Annotated in this window: 20 protein-coding genes and 2 pseudogenes; 13 read left to right on the forward strand and 9 right to left on the reverse strand. The window is 67.3% G+C overall.

Annotated elements, in window-relative coordinates; all coding sequences use genetic code 11:
• Positions 1–113: 113 nt before the first annotated feature.
• A complete protein-coding gene (locus ACNKFW_RS07165) occupies positions 114–1,448 on the forward strand; it encodes an MFS transporter (RefSeq protein WP_147427970.1) in 1,335 nt (444 codons plus the stop codon).
• Between the two features lie 47 nt (positions 1,449–1,495).
• Here ACNKFW_RS07165 and cbbR read toward each other — a convergent pair whose 3' ends face one another.
• Positions 1,496–2,425, reverse strand: coding sequence for a LysR family regulator CbbR (gene cbbR / locus ACNKFW_RS07170; RefSeq protein ID WP_024844394.1), 930 nt, complete (start codon positions 2,423–2,425; stop codon positions 1,496–1,498).
• Between the two features lie 93 nt (positions 2,426–2,518).
• Here cbbR and ACNKFW_RS07175 point away from each other — a divergent pair, with 93 nt between their 5' ends.
• The 7 genes from ACNKFW_RS07175 to cbbX all read left to right on the forward strand — a co-directional run bounded on the left by ACNKFW_RS07175 (position 2,519) and on the right by cbbX (position 10,377).
• Positions 2,519–3,511 (forward strand): class 1 fructose-bisphosphatase, encoded by a 993-nt coding sequence (locus tag ACNKFW_RS07175; protein WP_024844393.1) that lies wholly within the window; start codon positions 2,519–2,521, stop codon positions 3,509–3,511.
• A 21-nt stretch (positions 3,512–3,532) separates the two neighbouring features.
• Positions 3,533–4,405 carry a phosphoribulokinase gene (locus ACNKFW_RS07180; protein WP_024844392.1) on the forward strand — a complete coding sequence of 291 codons (873 nt, stop codon included), beginning with the start codon at positions 3,533–3,535 and terminating at the stop codon, positions 4,403–4,405.
• Between the two features lie 15 nt (positions 4,406–4,420).
• A complete protein-coding gene (gene tkt / locus ACNKFW_RS07185) occupies positions 4,421–6,424 on the forward strand; it encodes a transketolase (protein ID WP_147427969.1) in 2,004 nt (667 codons plus the stop codon).
• Positions 6,424–7,503, forward strand: a complete 1,080-nt coding sequence (gene fba, locus ACNKFW_RS07190; protein ID WP_024844390.1) for a class II fructose-bisphosphate aldolase — start codon at positions 6,424–6,426, stop codon at positions 7,501–7,503. The genes tkt and fba overlap by 1 nt, the downstream gene beginning before the upstream one ends.
• A gap of 15 nt (positions 7,504–7,518) precedes the next feature.
• Positions 7,519–8,982: a form I ribulose bisphosphate carboxylase large subunit gene (locus tag ACNKFW_RS07195; RefSeq protein ID WP_024844389.1), complete on the forward strand. Its 1,464-nt coding sequence runs from the start codon at positions 7,519–7,521 to the stop codon at positions 8,980–8,982.
• Positions 8,983–8,994: 12 nt separating this feature from the next.
• Positions 8,995–9,384 (forward strand): ribulose bisphosphate carboxylase small subunit, encoded by a 390-nt coding sequence (locus ACNKFW_RS07200; protein WP_024844388.1) that lies wholly within the window; start codon positions 8,995–8,997, stop codon positions 9,382–9,384.
• Between the two features lie 72 nt (positions 9,385–9,456).
• Entirely contained in the window at positions 9,457–10,377 is a 921-nt protein-coding gene (cbbX, locus tag ACNKFW_RS07205) for a CbbX protein (RefSeq protein ID WP_167521775.1), read from the forward strand.
• Here cbbX and ACNKFW_RS07210 read toward each other — a convergent pair.
• The 7 genes and pseudogenes from ACNKFW_RS07210 to ACNKFW_RS07240 form a co-directional block, all read right to left on the reverse strand.
• A pseudogene (locus ACNKFW_RS07210) lies at positions 10,301–10,926 on the reverse strand (DUF3016 domain-containing protein). The gene cbbX and the pseudogene ACNKFW_RS07210 sit on opposite strands and share 77 nt — an antisense overlap.
• A 93-nt stretch (positions 10,927–11,019) precedes the next feature.
• Positions 11,020–12,618 (reverse strand): GMC family oxidoreductase, encoded by a 1,599-nt coding sequence (locus ACNKFW_RS07215; RefSeq protein WP_147427968.1) that lies wholly within the window; start codon positions 12,616–12,618, stop codon positions 11,020–11,022.
• Positions 12,619–12,661: 43 nt separating this feature from the next.
• Positions 12,662–13,660 carry a branched-chain amino acid ABC transporter permease gene (locus tag ACNKFW_RS07220; protein ID WP_147427967.1) on the reverse strand — a complete coding sequence of 333 codons (999 nt, stop codon included), beginning with the start codon at positions 13,658–13,660 and terminating at the stop codon, positions 12,662–12,664.
• A 1-nt stretch (position 13,661) separates the two neighbouring features.
• A complete protein-coding gene (locus ACNKFW_RS07225; protein ID WP_024844384.1) occupies positions 13,662–14,549 on the reverse strand; it encodes a branched-chain amino acid ABC transporter permease in 888 nt (295 codons plus the stop codon).
• A 1-nt stretch (position 14,550) separates the two neighbouring features.
• Positions 14,551–15,252 (reverse strand): ABC transporter ATP-binding protein, encoded by a 702-nt coding sequence (locus tag ACNKFW_RS07230; RefSeq protein WP_024844383.1) that lies wholly within the window; start codon positions 15,250–15,252, stop codon positions 14,551–14,553.
• Positions 15,249–16,022 (reverse strand): ABC transporter ATP-binding protein, encoded by a 774-nt coding sequence (locus ACNKFW_RS07235; RefSeq protein ID WP_024844382.1) that lies wholly within the window; start codon positions 16,020–16,022, stop codon positions 15,249–15,251. Before ACNKFW_RS07235 ends, ACNKFW_RS07230 begins: the two co-directional genes overlap by 4 nt.
• Complete coding sequence (locus ACNKFW_RS07240) at positions 16,022–17,221, reverse strand: ABC transporter substrate-binding protein (RefSeq protein ID WP_147427966.1); 1,200 nt, start codon at positions 17,219–17,221, stop codon at positions 16,022–16,024. Before ACNKFW_RS07240 ends, ACNKFW_RS07235 begins: the two co-directional genes overlap by 1 nt.
• A 189-nt stretch (positions 17,222–17,410) precedes the next feature.
• Here ACNKFW_RS07240 and ACNKFW_RS07245 point away from each other — a divergent pair, with 189 nt between their 5' ends.
• On the forward strand, positions 17,411–18,328 hold the full coding sequence (locus ACNKFW_RS07245; RefSeq protein WP_418024102.1) for a LysR family transcriptional regulator: 918 nt from the start codon (positions 17,411–17,413) through the stop codon (positions 18,326–18,328).
• 365 nt (positions 18,329–18,693) lie between these two features.
• Here the strand turns inward: ACNKFW_RS07245 and putA are convergent, their stop codons facing one another.
• Positions 18,694–22,113: a bifunctional proline dehydrogenase/L-glutamate gamma-semialdehyde dehydrogenase PutA gene (putA, locus tag ACNKFW_RS07250; protein WP_024844379.1), complete on the reverse strand. Its 3,420-nt coding sequence runs from the start codon at positions 22,111–22,113 to the stop codon at positions 18,694–18,696.
• A 109-nt stretch (positions 22,114–22,222) separates the two neighbouring features.
• On the opposite strand from putA, the gene ACNKFW_RS07255 reads away from it, so the two are divergent.
• The 4 genes and pseudogenes from ACNKFW_RS07255 to ACNKFW_RS07270 all read left to right on the forward strand — a co-directional run bounded on the left by ACNKFW_RS07255 (position 22,223) and on the right by ACNKFW_RS07270 (position 24,448).
• A complete protein-coding gene (locus tag ACNKFW_RS07255) occupies positions 22,223–22,687 on the forward strand; it encodes an Lrp/AsnC family transcriptional regulator (RefSeq protein WP_024844378.1) in 465 nt (154 codons plus the stop codon).
• A gap of 270 nt (positions 22,688–22,957) precedes the next feature.
• Complete coding sequence (locus ACNKFW_RS07260) at positions 22,958–23,092, forward strand: hypothetical protein (RefSeq protein ID WP_256233568.1); 135 nt, start codon at positions 22,958–22,960, stop codon at positions 23,090–23,092.
• A gap of 424 nt (positions 23,093–23,516) precedes the next feature.
• Positions 23,517–24,203, forward strand: a pseudogene (locus tag ACNKFW_RS07265) (IS256 family transposase); the annotation flags it as partial.
• Between the two features lie 14 nt (positions 24,204–24,217).
• Positions 24,218–24,448, forward strand: coding sequence for a hypothetical protein (locus tag ACNKFW_RS07270; protein ID WP_036765689.1), 231 nt, complete (start codon positions 24,218–24,220; stop codon positions 24,446–24,448).
• The last annotated feature ends 95 nt before the right edge of the window (positions 24,449–24,543 follow it).

Below are 24,543 nucleotides of genomic sequence, written 5' to 3' on the forward strand. Positions count from 1 at the left end.
GATCGCGTAACGGCGGTTGCGACCGCCGCCACCGGCCCGCATCCCCCGCGGGCCGGGCCGAAAGGCCATTGCCGGCAGAGGAGGCCGGCAGGAACACCCAAGGGAGGGTAACAATGTCCAATCCAACGCTCGCCGCGGCGGCCGACATGCCGCAGGATGCGGCGCAAGACACCGAGGTTTCGCCCGACGTGGTGAAGAAGGTGCTGGGCGCCAGCTTCGTCGGCAATTTCGTCGAATGGTTCGACTATGCCTCATACGGCTATTTCGCCACCGTCATCGCCCATGCCTTCTTCCCCGAGATCGCGCCGACCAGCGCGCTGCTGGCGACCTTCGCGGTCTTTGCCATCTCGTTCATCATCCGCCCGGTCGGCGGCATCATCTGGGGCGCGATCGGCGACCGGGTCGGCCGGCGCACCGCGCTGTCCTGGTCGATCCTGATCATGTCGGGCGCCACCACCGTCATCGCGCTCTTGCCGTCCTATCACCAGATCGGCCTGCTGGCGCCGGTGCTTCTGCTGCTGGTGCGCATGGTGCAGGGCTTTTCGGCGGCGGGCGAATATGCCGGCGCCACCTCGTTCATCGCCGAATATTCCCCGACCCATCGCCGCGGCCTTTACACCAGCATCGTACCGGCCTCGACCGCAGCGGGGCTGCTGGCCGGTTCGCTGATGTCGGCGGGGCTCTTCGCCTTCCTGGACGAGGCGCAGATGCAAAGCTTCGGCTGGCGCATCCCCTTCCTGCTGGCGCTGCCTCTGGGCTTCATCGGCCTTTATATTCGGCTGCGGCTGGAGGACACGCCGAAATTCCGCGAGCTGGAAAAGACCCATCACGTCGAGGCCACCCCGGTGCGCGAGCTGTTTCGCAACCATCGCCGGCAGATCGCCATCGCCTTCGGCGTCACCTGCCTCAACGCCGTGGGCTTCTACCTGATCCTCAGCTACATGCCCACCTATCTCTCGACCGAGATGGGCATGGGCAAGGCCCAGGCCTTTCTGGCCACCAGCATCTCGCTGGCCAGCTACATCTTCCTGATCTTCCTGATGGGCATGCTGTCGGACCGGCTGGGGCGCAAAACGGCGCTGATCACCGCCTCGGTGCTGTTCATGGGCCTGACCGTGCCGCTGTTCAGCATGCTCGACGGCGCGAGCTTCGCCACCATCGTGCTGATCCAGATCGCCTTCGGCGCACTGCTGACCATTAACGACGGCACCCTGCCCTGCTTCCTGTCCGAGATCTTTCCGACCCGCGTGCGCTATTCCGGCTTCGCCTTCAGCTTCAACACCGCGAATGCGCTGTTTGGCGGCACCGCGCCCTTCGTCGCGACCTGGCTGATCAGCGTGACCGGCAGCAAGCTGGCCCCGGCCTGGTATCTGGTCGGCGCCGCCGGTCTGGCGCTGGTCGCCATGCTGATGGCGCGCGAGACCGCCGGCAAGCCGCTGGAGGACTGACCCCGCAAGGCAAGCGCCGGCCGCAGGCGATCCGCCGCGGCCGGCGCTTACGATTCGACCGTGGGCAGGAAGCCGCCCTTCAGCCCCAGGACATGATCATGCACGCGCCGTCCCGCCGGCGACAGCGCCATGTCCTCGCGCCGGATCAGGAACCAGTTGCGCTGGATCGGCAGCCCCTCGGCCTTCAGCGCCACCAGCCGGCCGGCGCGCAATTCCTCGGTCACCGTGTGCTGCGAGATCAGCGCGATGCCCAAGCCCGCGATCACCGCCTGCTTGATGGTCTCGTTCGTGCCCATCTCGACCATGCGCCAGGGCGTGCCGTCGCCGATCCGGTCCAGGAAGCGCGTCATCAGGATGCGCGTGCCCGAGCCGGGCTCGCGCGCCAGATAGGTCTCGGCCAGGAGATCGCGCGGCGTCGCCGGATCGGCGGCGGCCAGCGGGTGATCGGGGGGCGCCACGATGATATGGGGATGCGGGCCGATGGGCTCGGCCACCACCGCCGGGCTGCGCGGCGGCCGGCCCATGATCGCCAGGTCCAGCGCCCGCGAGGTCAGCCACTGGATTACCGCGTCGCGGTTGCCGATGCGCAGCGTCACCTCGACCTCGGGCAACGCGCGGCGCAGGTCGGCGACGAGGCGCGGCGCGAAATACTTGCCGGTCGAGACCACCCCCAGCGAGACATTGCCGGTATGGCCGCTTTGCAGCGCCGCCACCCGCCGCGCGCAGGTTTCAAGCGCGATGGCGATCTGCGCCTCGGCTTCCAGCACCGCCCGCCCCTCTTCGGTGGCAAGGAAGGCGCCATGCTCGCCCCGGATCACCATGGGGGCGCCGAGCAGATCCTCCAGCGCACGCAGCTGGCTGTGGATCGCGGGCGGGCTGAGGCTCAGCAGCCCCGCCGCCCCGGTCAGCGAGCCGCTGTCGATGACGGCGCGCAGCACGCGCAGCTGGCGCAGGGTTATGGCACTGATCCGCTTCATTCAGAATTTCCGAAATACATTTTTGTATTATTAAATGTTCCTTAAAATCTGGACATGTCAACAAGAAGACGGGACGCGCCAGAGGAGGGGCAGATGACCGCCGAGACAATCCAGACCGACCGCATTCCCGAGGAGTTGCGCCCCGTGATGCGGGCGATGGCCGAGGCCGGGGCCCGGCTTGCCGCGATCATCCGCCGGGGTGGCGACCTTGCCTCGCCGGTCGGGACCAATGCGGATGGCGACGGGCAGAAGGCGCTGGACGTGATGGCGGACGACCTGTTCCGCCAGGCGCTGGCCGGCGCGGGGGTGCGCTGGCTCGCCTCGGAGGAACAGGACGAGGCCGTGGCGCTGGACCCCGCGGGCCGGCTGGCCGTCGCCATCGACCCGCTGGACGGCTCCTCGAACATCGACACCAATGTCTCGATCGGCACGATCTTTTCGATCTATCCCGCCGAGGCGACGGCCGAGGCCAGCTTCCTGCGCCCGGCGCGCCAGCAGATCGGCGGGGGCTACATCATCTACGGCCCGCGCTGCGCCATGATGGTCACGTTCGGCGACGGCGTGCAGCATTACGCGCTGGACCCCGACAGCGACGGCTTCCGGCTGGTGACGGCCCGGCAGGAGATGCCCGAAAGCGCCCTGGAATTCGCCATCAACGCCTCGAACTACCGGCACTGGCCGCAGCCGATCCGCGCCTATATCGACGATTGCCTGGCCGGCAGCGACGGCCCGCGCGAACAGAACTTCAACATGCGCTGGATCGCCTCGCTGGTGGCGGAAACCCACCGCATCCTGATCCGGGGCGGCGTGTTCCTGTATCCCGGCGACGCGCGCGAGGGCTACGGCTCGGGCCGGCTGCGCATGCTTTACGAATGCGCGCCCATCGCCTTGCTGGTCGAACAGGCCGGCGGTCGCGCCACCGACGGGCTGGTCCCGATCCTCGACCAGGGCGCGGCGCGCCTGCACCAGCGCACGCCCTTCGTCTTCGGCTCGGCCGAGAAGGTCGCCCGCATCGCCGCCTATCACGAACTGCCCCAGACCGAGGTCTCGGCGCTGTTCGGCCATCGCGGCCTGTTCCGGGCCTGATCTGGAAAAAGAAGGGACACCATGAGCAAGAAACACCCGATCATTTCCGTCACCGGCTCGTCGGGCGCGGGCACCACCACGATCAAGAACACCTTCGACCAGATCTTCCGCCGCGAGAAGATCACCGCCGTCAGCATCGAGGGCGACGCCTTCCACCGCTTCGACCGCGCGGCGATGAAGGCCGAACTGGCGCGCCGGACCGAGGCGGGCGACCACACCTTCAGCCATTTCAGCATCGAGGCCAACGAGCTGGAGCGCCTGGAACAGGTGTTTCGCCATTACGGCCAGACCGGCACCGGCCAGACCCGGCATTACGTCCACGACGACCGCGAGGCCGAGAAATACGGCACGCCCCCCGGCCAGTTCACGGCATGGGAGGATTTCGCCCCCGGCTCGGACCTGCTGTTCTACGAGGGGCTGCATGGCGCGGTCCGCTCGGACGGCATCGACATCGCCGGCCAGGCCGACCTGAAGATCGGCGTGGTGCCGGTCATCAACCTGGAATGGATCCAGAAGATCCACCGCGACAAGGCCAGCCGCGGCTATTCGACCGAGGCCGTGACCGACGTGATCCTGCGCCGCATGCATGCCTATGTGCATGTGATCTGCCCGCAGTTCACCGAAACCGACATCAACTTCCAGCGCGTCCCGGTGGTCGATACCTCGGACCCGTTCATCGCGCGCTGGATCCCCACGGCGGACGAAAGCCTGGTGGTGATCCGCTTCAAGAACCCGCGCGGCATCGATTTTCCCTATCTGACCTCGATGATCCAGGGCTCGTGGATGAGCCGCGCCAATTCCATCGTCATTCCGGGGCCGAAGCTGGACCTCGCCATGCAGCTGATCCTGACGCCGATGATCCTGCGTCTGGTCAACGAATCGAAACGGGCCTGAAGGGAGGGAAAGAGGATGAACCAGATGGCAAGGATCGACACCGGTATGGAGGCGCAGATGGCCAATGCCATCCGCGCGCTGGCGATGGATGCGGTCGAGGCCGCGAAATCCGGCCATCCGGGCGCGCCCATGGGCATGGCCGACGTGGCCGCGGTGCTGTTCAACCGCTTCATGAAGATCGACCCGGCGGATGCCGCCTGGCCCGACCGCGACCGCTTCGTGATGTCGGCGGGCCATGGCTCGATGCTGGTCTATGCGATCAACCACATGCTGGGCTATGACGACATGGACATGGACCAACTGCGGAATTTCCGCCAGCTGGGCGCGCGCACCGCCGGCCATCCCGAATACGGCCATGCCAAGGGGATCGAGACCACCACCGGCCCGCTGGGCCAGGGGCTAGCCACCGCCGTCGGCATGGCGCTGGCCGAGCGGATGATGAACGCCCGCTTCGGCGACGGGCTGGTCGATCACTGGACCTATGTCATCTCGGGCGACGGCTGCCTGATGGAGGGCATCAGCCACGAGGCCATCGACTTTGCCGGCCACCAGCGGCTGGGCCGGCTGATCCTGATGTGGGATGACAACGGCATCACCATCGACGGCCATACCGACCTGTCCACCTCGACCGACCAGATGGCGCGCTTTGCCGCCGCGAGCTGGCATGTGCAGGCGGTGGACGGCCATGACCGCGAGGCGGTGGCCGCCGCGATCGAGGCCGCGCGGGCGGATGAGCGCCCCTCGCTCATCGCCTGCAAGACGGTGATCGGCTATGGCGCGCCCAACAAGCAGGGCAGCCACGACGTGCATGGCGCGCCGCTGGGCGCCGACGAGATCGCGGCGGCGCGCGCGCATCTGGGCTGGAACCATTCGCCCTTCGAAATACCCCAAGACATCCTGGACTCCTGGCGCTGTGTCTCCGCGCGAGGGGCCGAGGCGCGGTCAGCATGGCAGAAGCGGCTGGAAACGTCCCCAGATCAGGGCCGTTTCAACGCCATGCTGGCCGCGCCCGATGCGGCGGCGCTGCGTAGCGCCATCCGCGACTATACGGCAAAGCTGGCCGCCGACCGGCCCAAGGTGGCGACCCGCAAGGCCTCGGAAATGGCGCTGGAGGTGGTGAACGCCACGCTGCCGAACACGGTGGGCGGCTCGGCCGACCTGACCGGCTCGAACAACACCCGCAGCAAGGGCATGGTCTCGGTGACGCCGGCCGAGCGGCTGGGCCGCTATGTCCATTACGGCATCCGCGAACACGGCATGGCCGCGATCATGAACGGCCTGGCGCTGCACGGGGGCTTTGTCCCCTATGGCGGCACCTTCCTGGCCTTTTCCGACTATTCCCGCCCGGCGATCCGGCTGGGCGCGCTGATGGGGGTGCCGGTCGTCCATGTCATGACCCATGACAGCATCGGCCTGGGCGAGGACGGGCCGACCCACCAGCCGGTCGAGCATGTCGCGGCGCTGCGGGCGATCCCGAACCTGATGGTCTTCCGCCCCGCCGATGCGGTCGAGACCGCCGAGGCCTGGGAGATCGCGCTGACCGCGCCCGCCAGCCCCTCGGTCCTGTGCCTGTCGCGCCAGAACCTGCCCGCCGTGCGGCTTAAGGCCGATGACGAGAACCTGAGCCGCCAGGGCGCCTATGTCCTGCGCGAGACCGAGGGCGCGCGCGACGCGACGCTGATCGCCACCGGCTCGGAGGTCGAGATCGCGCTGGAGGCCGCCGATCTGCTGGCCGCGCAGGGCGTGCGCGCCGCCGTCGTCTCGGCCCCCTGCTTCGAGCTGTTCGCCCAGCGCCCGCAGGCCGAACGCGAAGCGGTGCTGGGCCGCGCCCCGCGCATCGGCATCGAGGCGCTGATCCGCCAGGGCTGGGACGGGCTTTTCCTGCGCCCCGGCGACGGTTTCATCGGCATGGCCGGCTTTGGCGCCTCGGCCCCCGCCCCCGCGCTTTACCGGCATTTCGGCATCACCGCCGAACGTGCCGCCGACCTTGCCAACCAGCTTATCCAGGGAGGAAAGTGATGGCCCTCATCACGCTGCGACAGCTTCTGGACCACGCCGCCGAGCATGGCTACGGCGTGCCCGCCTTCAACATCAACAACATGGAACAGGGGCTGGCCATCGTGAAGGCGGCGGCCGAGGTCGATGCGCCGGTGATCCTGCAGGCCAGCCGCGGCGCCCGTTCCTATGCCGGCGACATCATGCTGCGGCGCATGGTCGAGGCGCTGGCCGAGATGAACCCGACCATCCCGATCTGCCTGCACCAGGACCACGGCAACAACCTGGCCACCTGCATGTCGGCGATCCGGCACGGATTCACCAGCGTGATGATGGACGGCTCGCTGCATGAGGACATGAAGACGCCCGCCGATTACGACTATAACGTCGCGGTGACGGCCAAGGTCTCCGAGGCCGCCCATGCCGTCGGCGCCTCGGTCGAGGGCGAGCTGGGCGTGCTGGGCAGCCTGGAGACCGGCGAAGCCGCGGCCGAGGACGGCTCGGGCGCCGAGGGCAAGCTGGACCACAGCCAGCTTCTGACCGACCCCGATCAGGCGGTGGATTTCGTCGCCCGCACCCATTGCGACGCGCTGGCCATCGCCTGCGGCACCAGCCATGGCGCCTACAAGTTCAGCCGCAAGCCCGATGGCGACATCCTGGCCATGCATGTGATCGAGGCGATCCACGAGCGCCTGCCCGGCACGCATCTGGTCATGCACGGCTCCAGCTCGGTGCCGCAATATCTGCAAGACCTGATCAACGAGGCCGGCGGCCAGATGCCGCAGACCTATGGCGTCCCGGTCGAGGAGATCGAGCGCGGCATCCGCCACGGCGTGCGCAAGGTGAATATCGACACCGATTGCCGCATGGCGATGACCGGGCAGTTCCGCAAGATCGCCCGCGACAAGCCCGATGAATTCGACCCCCGCAAGTTCCTGATCCCGGCGATGAAGGAGCTGACGGCCCTGTGCCGCGACCGCTTCGAACGCTTCGGCACCGCGGGCCATGCCAGCAAGATCAGGGTCATCCCGATGGACGAGATGGCCAAACGCTACGCGTCGGGGGCGCTGGACCCGGCAATCACTGGCGCGAAAGCCGCCTGAGGAGGAGGAAGCCCGATGAACGAGATGAGCAAGTCGGAAATCACCGACAAGAAGAAGCGCTATGCGGCCGGCGTGCTGAAATACGCCCAGATGGGCTATTGGGACGGCGACTACCAGCCCAAGGACACTGACATCCTGGCCCTGTTCCGCATCACCCCGCAAGAGGGCGTGGACCCGATCGAGGCAGCGGCGGCGGTGGCCGGCGAAAGCTCGACCGCGACCTGGACCGTGGTCTGGACCGACCGGCTGACCGCCTGCGACCAGTATCGCGCGAAAGCCTATAAGGTCGAGCCGGTGCCGGGCACGCCGGGGCAGTATTTCTGCTATGTCGCCTATGACCTGATCCTGTTCGAGGAAGGCTCGATCGCCAACGTCACCGCCTCGATCATCGGCAACGTCTTCAGCTTCAAGCCGCTGAAGGCCGCCCGGCTGGAGGACATGCGCTTCCCGGTCGCCTACATGAAGACCTTTGCCGGCCCGCCCACCGGCATCGTGGTCGAGCGCGAGCGGCTGGACAAGTTCGGCCGTCCCCTGCTGGGCGCCACCACCAAGCCCAAGCTGGGGCTGTCGGGCAAGAACTACGGCCGCGTGGTCTATGAGGGGCTGAAGGGCGGGCTCGACTTCATGAAGGACGACGAGAACATCAACTCGCAACCCTTCATGCATTGGCGCGACCGCTTCCTCTACTGCATGGAGGCGGTGAACAAGGCCACGGCCGCCACCGGCGAGGTCAAGGGGCACTATCTCAACATCACCGCCGGCACCATGGAAGAGATGTATCGCCGCGCCGAACTGGCCAAGGAGCTGGGCTCGGTCATCGTCATGGTGGACCTGATCGTCGGCTGGACCGCGATCCAGTCGATCTCGAACTGGTGCCGGCAGAACGACATGATCCTGCACATGCACCGCGCCGGCCACGGCACCTATACCCGGCAGAAGAACCACGGCATCAGCTTCCGCGTGATCGCCAAGTGGCTGCGCATGGCCGGGGTCGATCACCTGCATACCGGCACCGCCGTCGGCAAGCTGGAAGGCGATCCGATGACCGTGCAGGGCTATTACAACGTCTGCCGCGAGACGGTGAACGCGGTCGACCTGCCGCGCGGCATCTTCTTCGAGCAGGACTGGGCCAACCTGAAAAAGACCATGCCGGTCGCCTCGGGCGGCATCCATGCCGGGCAGATGCACCAGCTGCTGGACCTGTTCGGCGACGACGTGGTGCTGCAATTCGGCGGCGGCACCATCGGCCACCCGATGGGCATCCAGGCCGGCGCGACCGCGAACCGCGTGGCGCTGGAGGCCATGGTCCTGGCGCGCAACGAAGGCGTCGACATCGCAAACGAAGGCCCGGAAGTCCTGCGCAAGGCCGCCAAATGGTGCAAGCCGCTGGAGGCGGCGCTGGATACCTGGGGCAACATCACCTTCAACTATACCTCGACCGACACCTCGGACTTCGTTCCGACCGCGTCCGTCAGCTAAGGGAGAGATCACATGCGTATCACTCAGGGCTGCTTTTCCTTCCTGCCCGATCTGACGGACGAGCAGATCCGCGACCAGGTGGAATACATCCTGTCGCGCGACTGGGCGGTCGGGATCGAGTGGACCTCCGAGCCGCATCCCCGCAACACCTATTGGGAGATGTGGGGCAACCCGATGTTCGACCTGAAAGACGCCAAGGGCGTGATGATGGAGCTGGACGACTGCCGCAAGGCGCATGGCGACAAGTATATCCGCATCAACGCCTTCGACAGCACGCGGGGATGGGAGACGGTGATGATGTCCTTTATCGTCAACCGCCCGGAAAGCGAGCCGAGCTTCAGAACCTGGCGCATGGAGGCCGATGGCCGGCACATCCGCTACACGCATGAGATGGTCGGCTGACACCACTGCCGGACCGGGGGGCCGTCTGCCCCCCGGACCCCCCGAGAGTATTTGCGAAACGGAGAAAGGCTGATGGACGGCGATATGGGCGAGACGCTGGCGACCGTGGATCTGAAGGCCGAGTATGAAACCTCGGGCGTGCGCGAGATCCTGGACGAGCTGGACCGCGAGTTGATCGGGCTGGCGCCGGTGAAGCAGAGGATCCGCGAGACGGCGGCCCTGCTCTTGGTGGACCGGGCGCGGCGCGACCTGGGGCTGGCCCATGAGACCCCCACCCTGCACATGAGCTTTACCGGCAATCCGGGCACCGGCAAGACCACGGTGGCCTTGAAGATGGCCGGGCTGCTGCATCGCCTGGGCTATGTGCGCAAGGGCCACCTGGTCAGCGTCACCCGCGACGACCTGGTCGGGCAATATATCGGCCATACCGCGCCCAAGACCAAGGAAGTCCTGAAGAAGGCCATGGGCGGCGTTCTGTTCATCGACGAGGCCTATTACCTCTACAAGCCCGACAACGAGCGCGACTATGGCCAGGAGGCGATCGAGATCCTGCTGCAGGTGATGGAGAACAACCGCGACGACCTGGTGGTCATCATGGCCGGCTATGCCGACCGGATGGACCGTTTCTTCGCCGCCAATCCGGGTTTCCGCTCGCGCATCGCCCATCACATCGAATTTCCCGATTATACTGACGAAGAGCTGGGGCGGATCTCGGCCGCGATGCTGGAGAACCAGGGCTATGTTTTCGACGAGGCCGGGCGGGCGGCGATGGAGGACTATATCCGCCTGCGCCGTGACCAGCCGCATTTCGCCAATGCCCGCTCGATCCGCAATGCGCTGGACAGGGCCCGGCTGCGCCAGGCGAACCGGCTGTTTTCCGGCGATGCGCCGGTCGATGCGCGCACCCTGTCCACCATCACCGAGGCCGATATCCGCGCAAGCCGGGTTTTCTCGGGCGGGCTGGATGTCGATGGCGGGCGCATCGAGGGTTGAACGCCTGCCGGGGCTTGCCGGTCAGCCGGAAAGGCAGGCGCCGGCGGGTCGCTGCGGCGCGGCGAAGGCCTTGCAGAACCAGTCCTGCACCATCCGCACGGACGAAGCGCCGGCTGCCGCCATGCCCGCGCGGGTCCGAAAGACAGTTCATGTCGGTCAGCCGTTCTTCAACCGCGCGGATGGTGGCGCCGTCCTGCATCAGCCGGTAGCGCAGGTGGATGCGCGGCGGGGTGGCGGCGCGCAGGATGCGCACGTCGTCAAAGCCGGTGCGCCTGGGTTCGAACTCGCCCGCCAGTCGATGTCCAGCACCTCGATGGCAAGGCTCTGGCCGGGGAGAAGGCAGCGCGCGCCCAGTTCGGCGAACCAGCGGTCGAACTCGGCCAGCGCCGAGGCGCGGCTGCGGGCGCGGCGGAACTCGCGGTCGCGAAAGGTTTCGGGCGCGACATAGGTGACGGTGACGCGCCCCTCGGCCGGTGGTGCGGCCGGCCCGGCCAGGGCGGCGGGTGCCGCCAGCGCCAGGGAAAGGGACAGGCGGGTCTTCCTGAGCATGGCTTTGCCTTTCGCATGTCCAGCCCTGCAAGGGCCTATGGGCAGGCGGCGGGAAAAGTCAAAGCCGGGCTTGGGCCGCCCCAGCCCGCCGCCTCAGCCCCTGGCATCCTCCAGCATCATCCGCGCGGCCTTTTCGGCGATCATCATCACCGGGGCATTGGTATTGCCGCTGGTGATCGTCGGCATGACCGAGGCATCGGCGATGCGCAGCCGGCCGAGCGCGCGCATCCGCAGCCTGGGATCGACCACCGCGCCCTCGTCGGCGCCCATGCGGCAGGTGCCGACCGGGTGGAAGATCGTGGTGCCGATATTGCCGGCCGCCTTGACCAGATCCTCATCGCTCTGGAAGGCGATGCCGGGGATATGCTCCTCGGGGTCGAAGCGGTTGAAGGCGGGCTGCGCGGCGATCCTGCGGGTCAGGCGGATGGCGCGAATGGCAACCTCGCGGTCGGCTTCGGTGGACAGGTAGTTCGGCCGGATCGCCGGATGGGCGCGGAAATCCGGCCCGGTAACATGGACCGAACCGCGGCTTTCCGGCCGCAGGTTGCAGACCGAGGCGGTCATGGCCGGGAAGGGATGCACCGGGTCGCCGAACTTGTCGAGGCTGACCGGCTGGACGTGGAACTCCAGGTCCGGCGTCGCCTTGTCCGGCCCCGAGCGGGTGAAGATGCCAAGCTGGCTCGGCGCCATCGACATCGGGCCCGAGCGTTTCAGCAGGTATTCCAGCCCGATCGACGCCTTGCCCATCAGCCGCGAGGCCTTTTCGTTCAGCGTCGGCACGCCGCGGACCTTGTAGACCAGCCGCAATTGCAGGTGGTCCTGCAGGTTCTCGCCCAGCGAGGACACCTCGACCTGCGGCGCGATACCGGCGGCCTGCAGGACATCGCCGCGGCCGATGCCGGAATGTTCGAGGATCTGCACCGAGCCGATGGCGCCCGCGGCCAGCACCGTCTCGCGCGCGGCGCGGACCTCGCGCCGCTGGCCCTGGTGGTGAAAGACCACGCCCGCGACCTCGCCCGCCTCGATCACCAGCCGCTCGACCTCGGCCCCGGTCAGGATGCGCAGGTTCGGGCGGTGGCGCACCGGGCGCAGAAAGGCCTTGGCCGCGCTCCAGCGCCAGCCACGGCGCTGGGTCACGTCGAAATAGCCGCCGCCCTCGTTGTCACCGCGGTTGAAGTCCTCGGTGCGCGGGATGCCGGCCTGCTCGGCCGCCGCCATGAAGGCGTCGAGCACCGCCCAGCGGACCCGCGCGGTTTCCACCCGCAATTCGCCGCCGGCGCCATGCATGGCGTCGGCGCCGCGATAATGGTCCTCTTGCGCCTTGAACAGCGGCAGCACGTCGTCCCAGCCCCAGCCGGTGCAGCCAAGCTGGCGCCAATGGTCGTAATCCGCCGCCTGCCCGCGCATGTAGATCATGCCGTTGATCGAGGAACAGCCGCCCAGCACCCGGCCGCGCGGGTAAAGCAGCGCGCGGCCGTTCAGCCCCGGCTCGGGCTGGGTGCGAAAGCCCCAGTCGGTACGCGGGTTGCCGATGCAATAAAGATAGCCGACCGGGATATGGATCCAGTGGTAGTTGTCGCGCCCCCCGGCCTCGAGCAGCAGCACCCGGTTGCCGGGATCGGCGCTGAGGCGGTTGGCCAGCACGCAGCCGGCGCTGCCCGCGCCGATCACGATATAGTCGTAGCTTTCCATCGGACACTCCATGATGGCCCCCGCCGGCGCGGGGGCCGCACCATCACGATTCGGAACGGAACCCGAGTTTTCTGCCCAGCCTGGTTGCGAAGAACTCTCCGACGAGTCCTCTGCGGAACAGCAGGACGCAGACCATGAAGACGACGCCGGTGATGATCGTCACCGGGAAGTCGGATGTGGCCAGGTAGTTCTGCAAGCTGACCACCAGGCCGGCGCCGACGATGGGGCCCAGCAGCGAGCCGATGCCGCCCAAGAGCGTCATCAGGATCACCTCGCCCGACATCTGCCAGGTCACGTCGGTCAGCGTCGCGAACTGGAAGATCAGCGCCTTGACGCCGCCCGCGAGCCCGGCCAGCGCCGCCGACATCACGAAGGCGCCCAGCTTGTAGCGCTGCACCGAATAGCCCAGCGAGATCGCGCGGCTCTCGTTTTCCCGGATCGACTTCAGGATCATGCCGAAGGGCGAGTTCACGAAGCGCCGGATGATCAGCAGGCCCAGGACAAAGACCGCCAGCACGAAGTAATACATGTTCATCGGCCGGTTCAGGTCGATCAGCCCGAAGAGATGCCCCCGCGGCACCGACTGGATGCCGTCCTCGCCATGGGTGAAGGGCGCCTGCAGGCAGAAGAAGAAGAACATCTGCGACAAGGCCAGGGTGATCATGGCGAAATAGATGCCCTGGCGGCGGATGGCGATGGCGCCCATCACCAGCCCCAGCAGGGCGGCGCCGGCGACGCCCAGCAGGATGCCGGCCTCGGGCGACCAGCCCCAGACCTTGACCGCATGGGCGGTGAAATAGGCCGCGCCCCCGAAGAAGGTGGCATGGCCGAAGGACAGAAGGCCGGTATAGCCCAAGAGCAGGTTGAAGGCCGAGGCGAAGAGCGCGAAGGCCAGCAGCTTCATCAGGAAGATCGGGTAGAGAAACATCGGCGCCACCACGAGCCCGGCCAGCGCCAGGGCGACCAGCAGCAGCTGGGCCTGCCCGGCGCGCGGATGGGCGGCGACATGGTCGGTGGGGATGGGTCCGGATTTCGCGGCCATCTCAGGCATCCTTTCCGAAAAGGCCCGCGGGCCGCAGGATCAAGACGATCGCCATGATGACGAAGATCACGATGTTCGAGGCCTCGGGGTAGAAGACCTTGGTCAGCCCCTCGACCACGCCCAGCATGTAGCCGGTGACGATGGCGCCCAGGATCGAGCCCATGCCGCCGACCACCACCACCGCGAAGACGATGATGATCAGGTTCGAGCCCATCAGGGGCGAGACCTGGTAGACCGGCGCCGCCAGCACCCCCGCGAAACCCGCGAGGCCCGCGCCGAGCGCATAGGTCAGGGTCAGGAGCAGCGGCACATTGACGCCGAAGGCCTGAACCAGCGTGGGGTTCTCGGTCGCGGCGCGCAGGTAGGCGCCGAGCTTGGTCTTCTCGATCAAGAGCCAGACCGCGATGCAGACCGCCAGCGAGGCGATGACCACCCAGCCGCGATAGATCGGCAGGAACATGAAGCCCAGGTTCACCGCCCCGGTCAGCTGCGCGGGCGGCGCATAGGGCTTGCCCGAGGCGCCGAAGAAATAGCGGAAGGTGCCCTCGATCGCCAGGGCCAGGCCGAAGGTGAAGAGAAGCCCGTAGAGCGGGTCGAGCTTGTAGAGCCGCGACAGCATGGTCTTTTCCACCAGCGCCGCGAACAGGCCGACGAAAAGCGGCGCCAGGATCAGCGCCAGCCAGTAGTTGATGCCGCCCACGGTCAGCAGCAGCAGCGCCGCGAAGGCGCCCAGCATGTATTGCGCGCCATGGGCGAAGTTGATGACCCGCAAGAGGCCGAAGATCACCGCCAGGCCCAGCGACAGCAGCGCGTAGAACGAGCCGTTGATGAGCCCGACCAGCAATTGCCCCATCAGCGCCTGGACGGGAATGCCGAAGATCATGGTCATGTCACACCCCCAGTTCGCGATGCAGCATGTCCATCTGCTGCGGCAGCTCGGCCACGGGGAATTCCGCCGTCATCCGGCCGTGGTCCATCAGGTAGAAGCGGTCGGCGACCTTGGCGGCGAAGCGGAAGTTCTGCTCGACCAGCACCACGGTCATGCCGCGGCCCTTCAGCTTCTGCAGCACCTCGCCGATGGCCTGGATGATGACCGGGGCCAGCCCCTCGGTCGGCTCGTCCAGCAAAAGGCAGCGCGCCCCGGTGCGCAGGATGCGCGCCATGGCCAGCATCTGCTGCTCGCCGCCCGACAGCTTGGTGCCCTGGCTGTTTCGCCGCTCCTTGAGGTTCGGGAACAGCGCGTAGATCTCCTCGACCGACATGCCGCCCTCGGCGACCCGGGGCGGCAGCATCAGGTTCTCCTCGACCGAGAGGCTGGCGAAGATGCCGCGCTCCTCGGGCACGAAGCCCAGGCCCGCCCGCGCGGTCTGGTGCAGGGGCAGCGCCATCATGTCGCGCCCGGCGAATGCGATCCGGCCCGTGCGCTTGCGCAGGATGCCCATGATCGTGCGCAGCGTCGTGGTCTTGCCCATGCCGTTGCGGCCCAGGATGCAGATGGTCTCGCCCTCGGCGACCGAGAGGTTCACGCCGTGCAGGACATGGCTTTCGCCATACCAGGCCTGCAGGTTCTCGACTTGCAGCAGCGCGCTCATGCCTCGGACCCCATATAGGCGCTGCGCACGCGCGGATCGGCCGAGACGGTGGCATAGTCGCCCGCCGCGATGATCTCGCCGCGCTGCAGCACGGTGACGTGGTGGCAGATATCGGCCACGACGCTCAGGTTGTGCTCGACCATCAGCACCGCGCGCTCGGCGGCGAGGTCGCGGATGATGCCCGCGACCATGGCCACGTCCTCCTGGCCCATGCCGGCCATCGGCTCGTCCAGAAGCAGCACCTCGGGATCCAGCGCCAGCGTGGTGGCGATCTCCAGCACGCGCTTGCGGCCATAGGACAGGTCGGCGGCGCGGTGGTCGCGGTATGGCGCCAGGCCGAGCCGGTCGATCAGCGCGTCGGCGCGCGGGTTCAGCCGGTCGAGCGCCGACAGCGGCAGCCAGAACTGCGTCGAGAGCCCGTTGGGCCGCTGCAAGGCGACCTTGACGTTCTCGCGCACCGTCAGGTGCGGGAACACCGCCGAGATCTGGAAGCTGCGCACCAGCCCCATCCGCGCCACCTTGTCGGGCCGGGTATTGGTGATGTCCTGGCCCAGCAGCGTGATCGAGCCCCGCGTCGGTTGCAGGAACTTGGTCAAAAGGTTGAAGACCGTGGTCTTGCCGGCGCCATTGGGCCCGATCAGCGCATGGATGCGCGCATGCGCCACGTCCAGGTCGACATCGTTCACCGCCGTGAAACCCGCGAAATCCCGCCCAAGGCCGCGGGCGGACAAAACCACCCGCGGCTCGGATTGCATAGCAAGCGCCGCCATCACTGGACCAGCGGGCAGCCGCTTTCGGCGGGGTCCAGGAAGGCCTCGTCGCCCGGAATGGTGGCCAGGACGTTGTAATAGTCCCAATCCTCGGTCACGTCGCCGGGGGCCTTGACCTCCATCAGGTAGACATCCTTGATCAGCCGCCCGTTGGGCCCGACCTTGCCGCCCTGGGCAAAGACGTCGTCGACCGGCATCTCGTGCATCTTGGCGGCGACGGCCTCGGTCTCGTCTGTGCCCGCCGCCTCGATCGCCTTGAGATATTGGGTGACGGCCGAATAGGTGCCGGCATGGACCATGTTCGGCATGACGCCGGTGCGTTCCTTGAAGCGTTCACCGAACTCGCGCGATTCCGGCGTGCGGTTCCAGTAGAAGCTTTCGGTCAGCGTCAGTCCCTGCGCGGCATCGAGCCCGATGCCATGCACCTCGGCCAGGGTGAAGAGCAGCGCCGCAAGGCGCTGGCCGCCGGCGGTGATGCCGAACTCGGCCGCCTGCTTAATGGCGTTCTGCGTGTCCATGCCGGCATTGGCTAGGCCGATCACCTTGGCGCCCGAGGATTGCGCCTGGAGCAGGAACGAGGAATAATCCGTCGTCGCCAGCGGGTGGCGCACCGCGCCCGCGACCGTGCCGCCCTGCGACTTGACGAAATTGCCGGTCTGCTCTTCCAGCGAATAGCCGAAGGCATAGTCGGCCGTCAGGAAGAACCAGCTGTCGCCGCCCTCTTTCACCAGCGCGCCGCCGGTGCCCACGGCCAGCGCATGGGTGTCATAGGCCCAGTGGAAGCCATAGGGGGTGCATTGCACCCCGGTCAGTTCCGTCGTGGCGGCGCCGGTATTGACGGTGATCTTCTTCTTTTCCTGGCTCAGCGCCTGCACCGCCAGGCCGACCGAGGAGGTGGTCAGCTCCATGATCGCATCGACCTGCTCGGTGTCATACCATTGCCGGGCGATGTTCGAGGCGATGTCGGGCTTGTTCTGGTGGTCGGCGGTGACGACCTCGATCGGCGCGTCCAGCACCGTGCCGCCGAAATCCTCGACCGCCATCCGCGCGGCCTCATAGGAATACTTGCCGCCGAAATCGGCATAGACGCCCGACTGGTCGTTCAGGATGCCGATCTTGACCTTGCCGTCCGAAATTTCGGCCAGGGCAGGCGTGGCAATAAGGCCGACCGCGGCGGTCGACAGCAGAATCTTTCGCATTATGTCCTCCCAAAGGCGCATCCCTTCCGCCGGCCGCCTCTGCCTGCCGGGTGGGAATGCTGTCCTGTTACCCGCGAGGGGGCGACTCTCGCCTTGCCCCTCTCGCATCGAACGATGCCGACAATTCCGCTTTGACACAAGTGTTCAGAGAGGTTTAATTTCTTACAGGGTGTGTGCGTTTTCGAACAGATGGCCAATCTCAGCTGGGACGACCTGCAATTCTTTCTCGCGGTTGTGCGCGAAGGCCAGCTTTCGCGGGCCGCGCGGCATCTGGGCACTTCGCATGTCACCGTCTCGCGCCGCATCGACCGGCTGGAGCAGGCGCTGAATACCCGCCTGTTCGAGCGCAATCCCCGCGGCTACGAGCCGACCCCGGCCGGGCAGCGCCTGATCGAGGCGGCCGAGCGGATGGAGGAAGCCGCCGGGCTGATCCCGCTGGAGCAATCCGCCGCCACCGGCCAGACGCGGCCGCTGCGGCTGGCCATGCCCGAGGGCTTCGGCAGCCTGTTTTCCACCCATCTGCTGCCGGCCTTTGCCGCGGAGTTTCCGCTGATCTCGCTGGAACTCATCACCATGCCGCAGGTGCTGTCGCTGTCGCGGCGCGAGGCGGACATCTCGATCACGCTGGACCCGGTGACGAGCGGCCCCTATCGCTCCGAGCGGCTGGTGGATTATACGCTGCATCTTTACGCCACGCGCGAGCATCTGCGCAGCCTGCCGCCGATCGCCAGCCCCGAGGATCTGCCCCGGCTGCGCTTCGTCGGCTATATCGAGGAGATGATCTTCGCCCCCGGCCTGGACTATCTGGGCGAGATCCATCCCGCGATCCGGGCCGGGGTGAAAAGCTCCAGCATCTTCAACCAGCTGGCGGCGGTGCGGGGCGGGCTGGGGATCGGTGTGCTGCCCTGGTACATCGCCGCGAAATATCCCGAATTGCAGATCGTCCTGCCCGACCGGGTCCGCCTGACCCGGACCTATTGGCTGACTTGCCACCGCGACCTGCGGGTGATGCAATGGGTGCGGGCGGTGATCGGCTTTCTGTCGGCAAGGCTGGCCGAGCGCGGCCATGAACTGTCCCGCCCCCTCGGCCATGCCGGTCCGGGCTGAGGCCCGCCGGCGCGATCGCGTCCCCAGTTCGGGCCGCCGCGTCCTGCGCTGCATGGGCGGTTTATTCTCTGGAAGCGGTCGCGCAATCCGGGGCGGAGCAAAGCCCCTGCCCTGCCCGGCGGCCATCGCCACGGCCGCCCCGGCCTGGGTTGATGCCCTGCGGGCGGGCGCGGCGGTATTCGTCGGTGATCCGCGTCATGTTCGGCTCGCCCCTTCCCTTCGTCCCCGGCAGCGCGGCCAAGCGGAGGCGCTCATGCGCCATCCGGTGCCGGGCGAAGCGGCGGGCGGTCCTTTCCGGCCCGGCCTCGGCCCCGCCGGCGGGGCCGATGGCTCAGGGAACGGCCGCAGCGGCCCCCCGCGAACCGTCAGCCGGCCAGCAGCGCGGCGTTGCCGCCTGCTGCGGTGGTGTCGACGCAAAGGTGGCGCTCATGCGCGACATGGGCAAGGTCGGGCATCGCGGTGATCAACTGCACGATCTCGCCCTCGCGCGCCGCCAGGGCCTGGGCATAGGCGCGACCCTGCGCCTCGTCGCCCCACCACAGCACGGCGGAAAGCTGCGGCAGCCGGGTCAGGGCCTCGGGGGGCAGCGCGCCATCGGCACCGACGGCCTGCCCGCCAAGCGCCTGGACCGCCGCCACCTGCGCCGCCACGGCCTGCGGGCCGGGGCCGAGGCACAGCACCGGCGGGCGGCTATGCGCCGTCAGGCGGTTCAGCTCGCCCGTGGGGCCGGGCATCAGTTGTTCCTCGATCTTCTTCGGGGCCGCGCCGGCCAGCGCGCCGCGCAGCCGGGCCTCGTCGGCCTGGCCCTGCCAGGTGCCGGCAGAGGCCGCAGGCGCGGCGGGCGTAAAGAAGCGCGGCACATAGCGTGGCCCGCCGGCCTTGGGCCCGGTGCCCGACAGCCCCTCGCCGCCGAAGGGCTGGCTGCCGACCACGGCGCCGATCTGGTTGCGGTTGACGTAGATATTGCCGACATGAATCGCATCCGAGACCTCCTGCACGCGCGAGTCGATGCGGGTGTGCAGCCCGAAGGTCAGGCCGAAGCCGCGGGCGTTGATCTCGGCGATCACCTGGTCCAGCTGGTCGCCCCTGAAGGTCGCGACATGCAGGACCGGGCCGAAGATCTCGCGTTCTAGGTCATTGATGCCCGAGACCTTCAGCAGGGTCGGCGGGATGAAATAGCCCCGCGACGGCGCGGCCAGCCTGTGCAGCACGCGGTTTGCATTGGCGGCGATGTAATCGGCGATTTCCTTTTGCGCGCCGGGGTCGATGACCGGGCCGACATCGGTGGTCAGATCCCAGGGGTCGCCGACACGCAGCTCGTCCATGGCGCCCTTGATCATCTCGATCAGATGCGGGGCCACGTCCTCCTGCACATAAAGGCAGCGCAGCGCAGAACACCGCTGGCCGGCCGAGCGGAAGGCCGAGTTCACGATGTCGCGCACCGCCTGTTCCGGCAGCGCGGTGGAATCCACCACCATCGCGTTCAGCCCGCCGGTCTCGGCAATCAGCGGCGTGCCGGGCGCCAGGTTCGCGGCCATGGTGCGAGCGATGGTCTGCGCGGTCTCGGTCGAGCCGGTAAAGACCAGCCCCGCGACGCGCGCATCCGAGGTCATCGCCGTGCCGACCACGCTGCCGCGGCCGGGCAGCAGTTGCAGCGCGGTTTTCGGAACCCCCGCCTGATGCAGCAGGCCGATGGCATAGGCGGCGATGACGGGCGTCGGCTCGGCCGGCTTGGCGATGACGGCATTGCCGGCCATCAGCGCCGCCGCGATCTGGCCGGTGAAGATCGCCAGCGGGAAGTTCCACGGGCTGATCGCGCCGACGATGCCACGCGGGGCATCGGAGCAATTCTCGCCCTCGGCGGCGTAATAGCGCAGGAAGTCCACCGCCTCGCGCAGTTCAGCCACCGCATCGGCCAGCGACTTGCCGGCCTCGCGGCCGAGAATGCCGAAGATCGGGCCGTAATGCGCCTCGTAAAGATCGGCCGCACGGCGCAGCACCGCGGCGCGCTCCTCCGCCGGCGCGTCCCAGATGCGCGCGTCCTCGATGGCGCGGGCGGCGGTCTCGGCATCGACCATCATCACCCGGGCGATCCTTTCCCCCGTCGCCGGGTTGACCACATCCTGCATCTTGCCCCTGGGCTCCGAGACGGTCAGCGGCATCGCATCCGGGATCGCCACGTCGCGGGCAGCGTAGATACGCGCAAGGGTCTCCTCGTCGGTCAGGTCGAAGCCGGTCGAGTTCCGGCGCGAGGCGCCGAACAGCGCCTCGGGCGCCACCAGCGAGCGCGGCGGGCGGGCGTCCGCCAGCGCCTCGAAGGGATCGCGTGCGACCTCCTCGGGCGAGACGGATTCGTCCACGATCTGGTGTACGAAGCTGGAATTGGCGCCGTTCTCCAGCAGCCGGCGCACCAGATAGGCCAGCAGGTCGCGATGCGCGCCGACCGGCGCATAGATGCGGCAGCGACCGTTATAGTCGCGCAGCACGATGTCGTGCAGCCGCTCGCCCATGCCGTGCAACCGCTGGAACTCGAAGCGGGTCTCGCCCGCCATCTCCAGGATCGCGGCGACGGTATGGGCGTTATGGGTGGCGAATTGCGGATAGATCCGGTCGGCATAGCCGATCAGCTTGCGGGCATTGGCAATGTAGCTGACATCGGTCGCGACCTTGCTGGTGAACAGCGGAAAGCCCGGGAAGCCCTCGACCTGCGCCCGCTTGATCTCGGTATCCCAATAGGCGCCCTTGACCAGCCGCACCATGATGCGGCGGTCCAGCCGCGTGGCGGTCTGGTAGAGCCAGTCGATCACCTGCCCGGCGCGCTTGCCATAGGCCTGCACCACCACGCCGAACCCGTCCCAGCCGGCCAGAGAGGGATCGGCCAGCACCGCCTCGATCACCTTCAGCGACAGCACCAGCCGGTCCTGTTCCTCGGCGTCGATATTCATGCCCATGCCGGCAGCCTTGGCCTGCCGCGCCAGCTTCAGCACCACCGGCACCAGCTCGGTCATGACGCGGGCCTCCTGCGCCACCTCATAGCGGGGATGCAGGGCCGAAAGCTTGATCGAAATGCCGGGATTCTCCTCGACCGAGCCCTTGGTGCAGGCTTTCGCGATGGCCGCGATGGCGTCGGAATAGGCGCGGTCGTAGCGCGCCGCATCCGCTCCGGTCATCGCCGCCTCGCCCAGCATGTCGTAGCTGTAGGTAAAGCCCTGCGCCTCGCGTTTGCTGGCGCGCTCCAGCGCGGCTTCGATGGTCTGGCCCAGCACGAATTGCCGGCCCATCTCCTTCATGGCGCGGCCGACGGCGGTGCGGATCACCGGCTCGCCCAGCCGCCGCACGGCGCGGCGCAGGGTGCCGGCAATCCCGGCCTGGTCGTCGTCCAGCACCTTGCCGGTCAGCATGAGCGCCCAGGTCGAGGCATTGACCAGCGAGGACGACGCCTCGCCCAGGTGCCTGCCCCAGTCCGATGGCGCGATCTTGTCCTCGATCAGCGCGTCGATGGTCATGCGGTCGGGGACGCGCAGCATCGCCTCGGCCAGGCACATCAGCGCCACGCCCTCGCGCGTGGACAGCCCGTATTCGGCCAGGAAATGCTCCATCATCGTGGGCTTGGCCTCGTCGCGGATGCGGCGTACCAGATCGGCGGCCCGGCGCGTGATCGCGGCGCGGGCCGCGGGGCTCAGCGCCGCCTGCGCGACCAGCCGGTTCAGCAGTTCCGCCTCGTCGGCGAATTTCGCCTGGGTGGAAAACGCGCCGGAAAGCTCGGTGGGGTTGACACGTATCATGCCGATCTCCTTATTCGATAGGGCAGTATTACCAGATGCCGACTAGGCGGTGCGCCTGAAAATGGGCCACTTTCTAGGCTGTTGGAACAAAATCGAGGCGATTTTCAGAATGGACCTGAACTTGGACGCGCAGGACCGCAGGATCCTGGCGGAACTCACGCAGAACGCCCGCATCCCGATCGCCGAGCTAGCGCGGCGGGTCGGGCTGTCCAAGACCCCGGTGGCGCAGCGCATCAAGCACTTGGAAGAGATCGGCCTGATCACCGGCTATCGCGCCATCCTGTCGCCCCTGAAGCTGGGCCTGACCCATGTGACCTATGTCGAGGTCAGCATGAACGACACCCGCGAGCATGCGCTGCAGCAGTTCAACGCCGCCGTCCGCGCCATCCCCGAGGTCGAGGAATGCTACATGATCGCCGGCGGCTGCGACTACCTGATGAAGGTCCGCTCGCGCGACATGGCCGATTTCCGGCGCATCCTGGCCGAGAAGATCTCCACCTTGCCCCATGTCAGCAACACCTCCAGCCATGTCTCCATGGAAGCCGTCGTCGAGCAAAACTTCCGCCCGGGGTGAGGAGCCGGCACGCCGGCGGCGAACTGCTGCAAACAGCGTCGCCTTGGCCTTGCGCATGGCGGCCTTGGCCCGCATTGATTGGGACGGTATGGGCTCCGAACCGGGCCAGCCGCCCGGCACCGCGGAAAAGGCCGCCAAGCCGGTCCGCCCCCTATCCTGAGCCCTGAGATGCGGTGACGGGGCCTGCGTCGCGCGCCACCCGTTACCGCTTGCAAGATCAGGGGCAAGCTGTCGCCGTTCCCGTATCGGATCCAGGCGGAGGATTACAGGATGAAGTTGTTTGCTGGATTGGATGTATCGCTGGAAAAGACCGCTATCTGCGTGATCAGCGAACATGGAAAGTTCATGATGGAGGCGCAGGCTGCCAGCGAGCCTGAAGCGCGGACGCGCCGGATCCGGGAATGAGAGGACACCATCGCCGCCATTGGCCTTGAAGCAGGGCCCTTGTCGCAATGGCTGCACCGAGGGCTGACCGAGGCGGGACTGGAGGTCGTGTTGATGGAAACCCGGCAGGTGAAGGGCGCTCTGCAGGCCATGCCGGTCAAGACGGACCGGCGGGACACAGAAGGCATTGCGCGCCTGCTTCATCTCGGTTGGTTCCGGCCCGTTCATCGCAAGTCGATCTCGGCGCAGGAACCGCGCGCGGCTTGGTGCCCGCAAGGCCGGTCTGCAAGGCTTCATCGCTCTGGAGCTCTCCCTGCGGGGCTGCTGCGGAACTTCGGGTGAAGGTCGGCGCGATCTCCCCTGGCAGGTTCGAACACCCTGTCCGGGAGCTGGCGGCAGACAACCCGATGCCGGTCGCCGCGACAGAGCCGATGTTGCGGGCGCGGGCATCCGCGACGGCCTGCGCGAGGTTCTGGGCCTGTGGATCGCCGAGAGCGAGGGCGCCAAATTCTGGCGCTCGGCGATGAACGAATTGAAGAACCGCGGCCTCCAGGACCACCTGATCGCGGTGGTGGACGGGCTGAAGGGCTTTCCGGAGGCGATCACCGCCGCCTTTCCGGAGGCCATGGTCCAGACCTGCCCTCGCCATGGTCTCTCGGACCAGTGGCGTTCCCATGGCTCGATGCATCTGGTTCGCCATAGCCTGAACTTCTGCTCATGGAAGGACCGCAAGGCGGTGGCAGCCGATCTGCACCGGATCTACCGGGCCACGACCGCCGACATGGCCGCAGCCGAGCTTGATGCTTTCGAGGAAAAATGGGCCGGGAAACACGCCTCCATTGCCCCGGCCTGGCGCCGGGCATGGGCCGAGGTGATCCCGTTCTTCGCCTTCGATCCGGCAATCCGAAAGGTGGTTTATACGACCAGCGCCATTGAGAGCCTGAACCGCGTGATCCGGAAAGCCATCAAGGCACGCGGATCGCTCCTGATGGACAAGGCTGCGACCAAGCTGATCTACCTGGCGATCCGCAGCTTCGAGAAGGATGGCCGCAACGTCCGGGAATGGTTTGCGGCCCGCAACCAGTTCGCCATAACGTTCGGCGAGCGCTTCGCCGCTCGCGTAGCCGCTTGAGTATCTGAAACCGCATGGGACCGGCCAGATACACAAAATGCAGGACACTCCCTCTGCGGCATATCCTGTTCCAGGCCGCCCTCGTCGCCGCACATCACAACCCCATACTGAAGGCCTTCGCGCAGCGACTGCGCGACGCCGGAAAACCGCACAAGGTCATCATCACTGCGGTCGCCCGCAAGCTCATCACGATCGTCGACGCTCTATGCAAAGCGCGCAAAACATGGGGGCTTCAAGTCGCCTGACAGATACAGTTGCTGGCAGATGCATCGCCTGCCGACCGGCAATGGTGCAAGCTGAAGCCCGGCGCGCCCGCGCGCAGGCCCGGCTTGCGGAACGC

The organism is Paracoccus sp. TD-10, from assembly GCF_048270675.1.
GTDB lineage: Bacteria > Pseudomonadota > Alphaproteobacteria > Rhodobacterales > Rhodobacteraceae > Paracoccus > Paracoccus pantotrophus.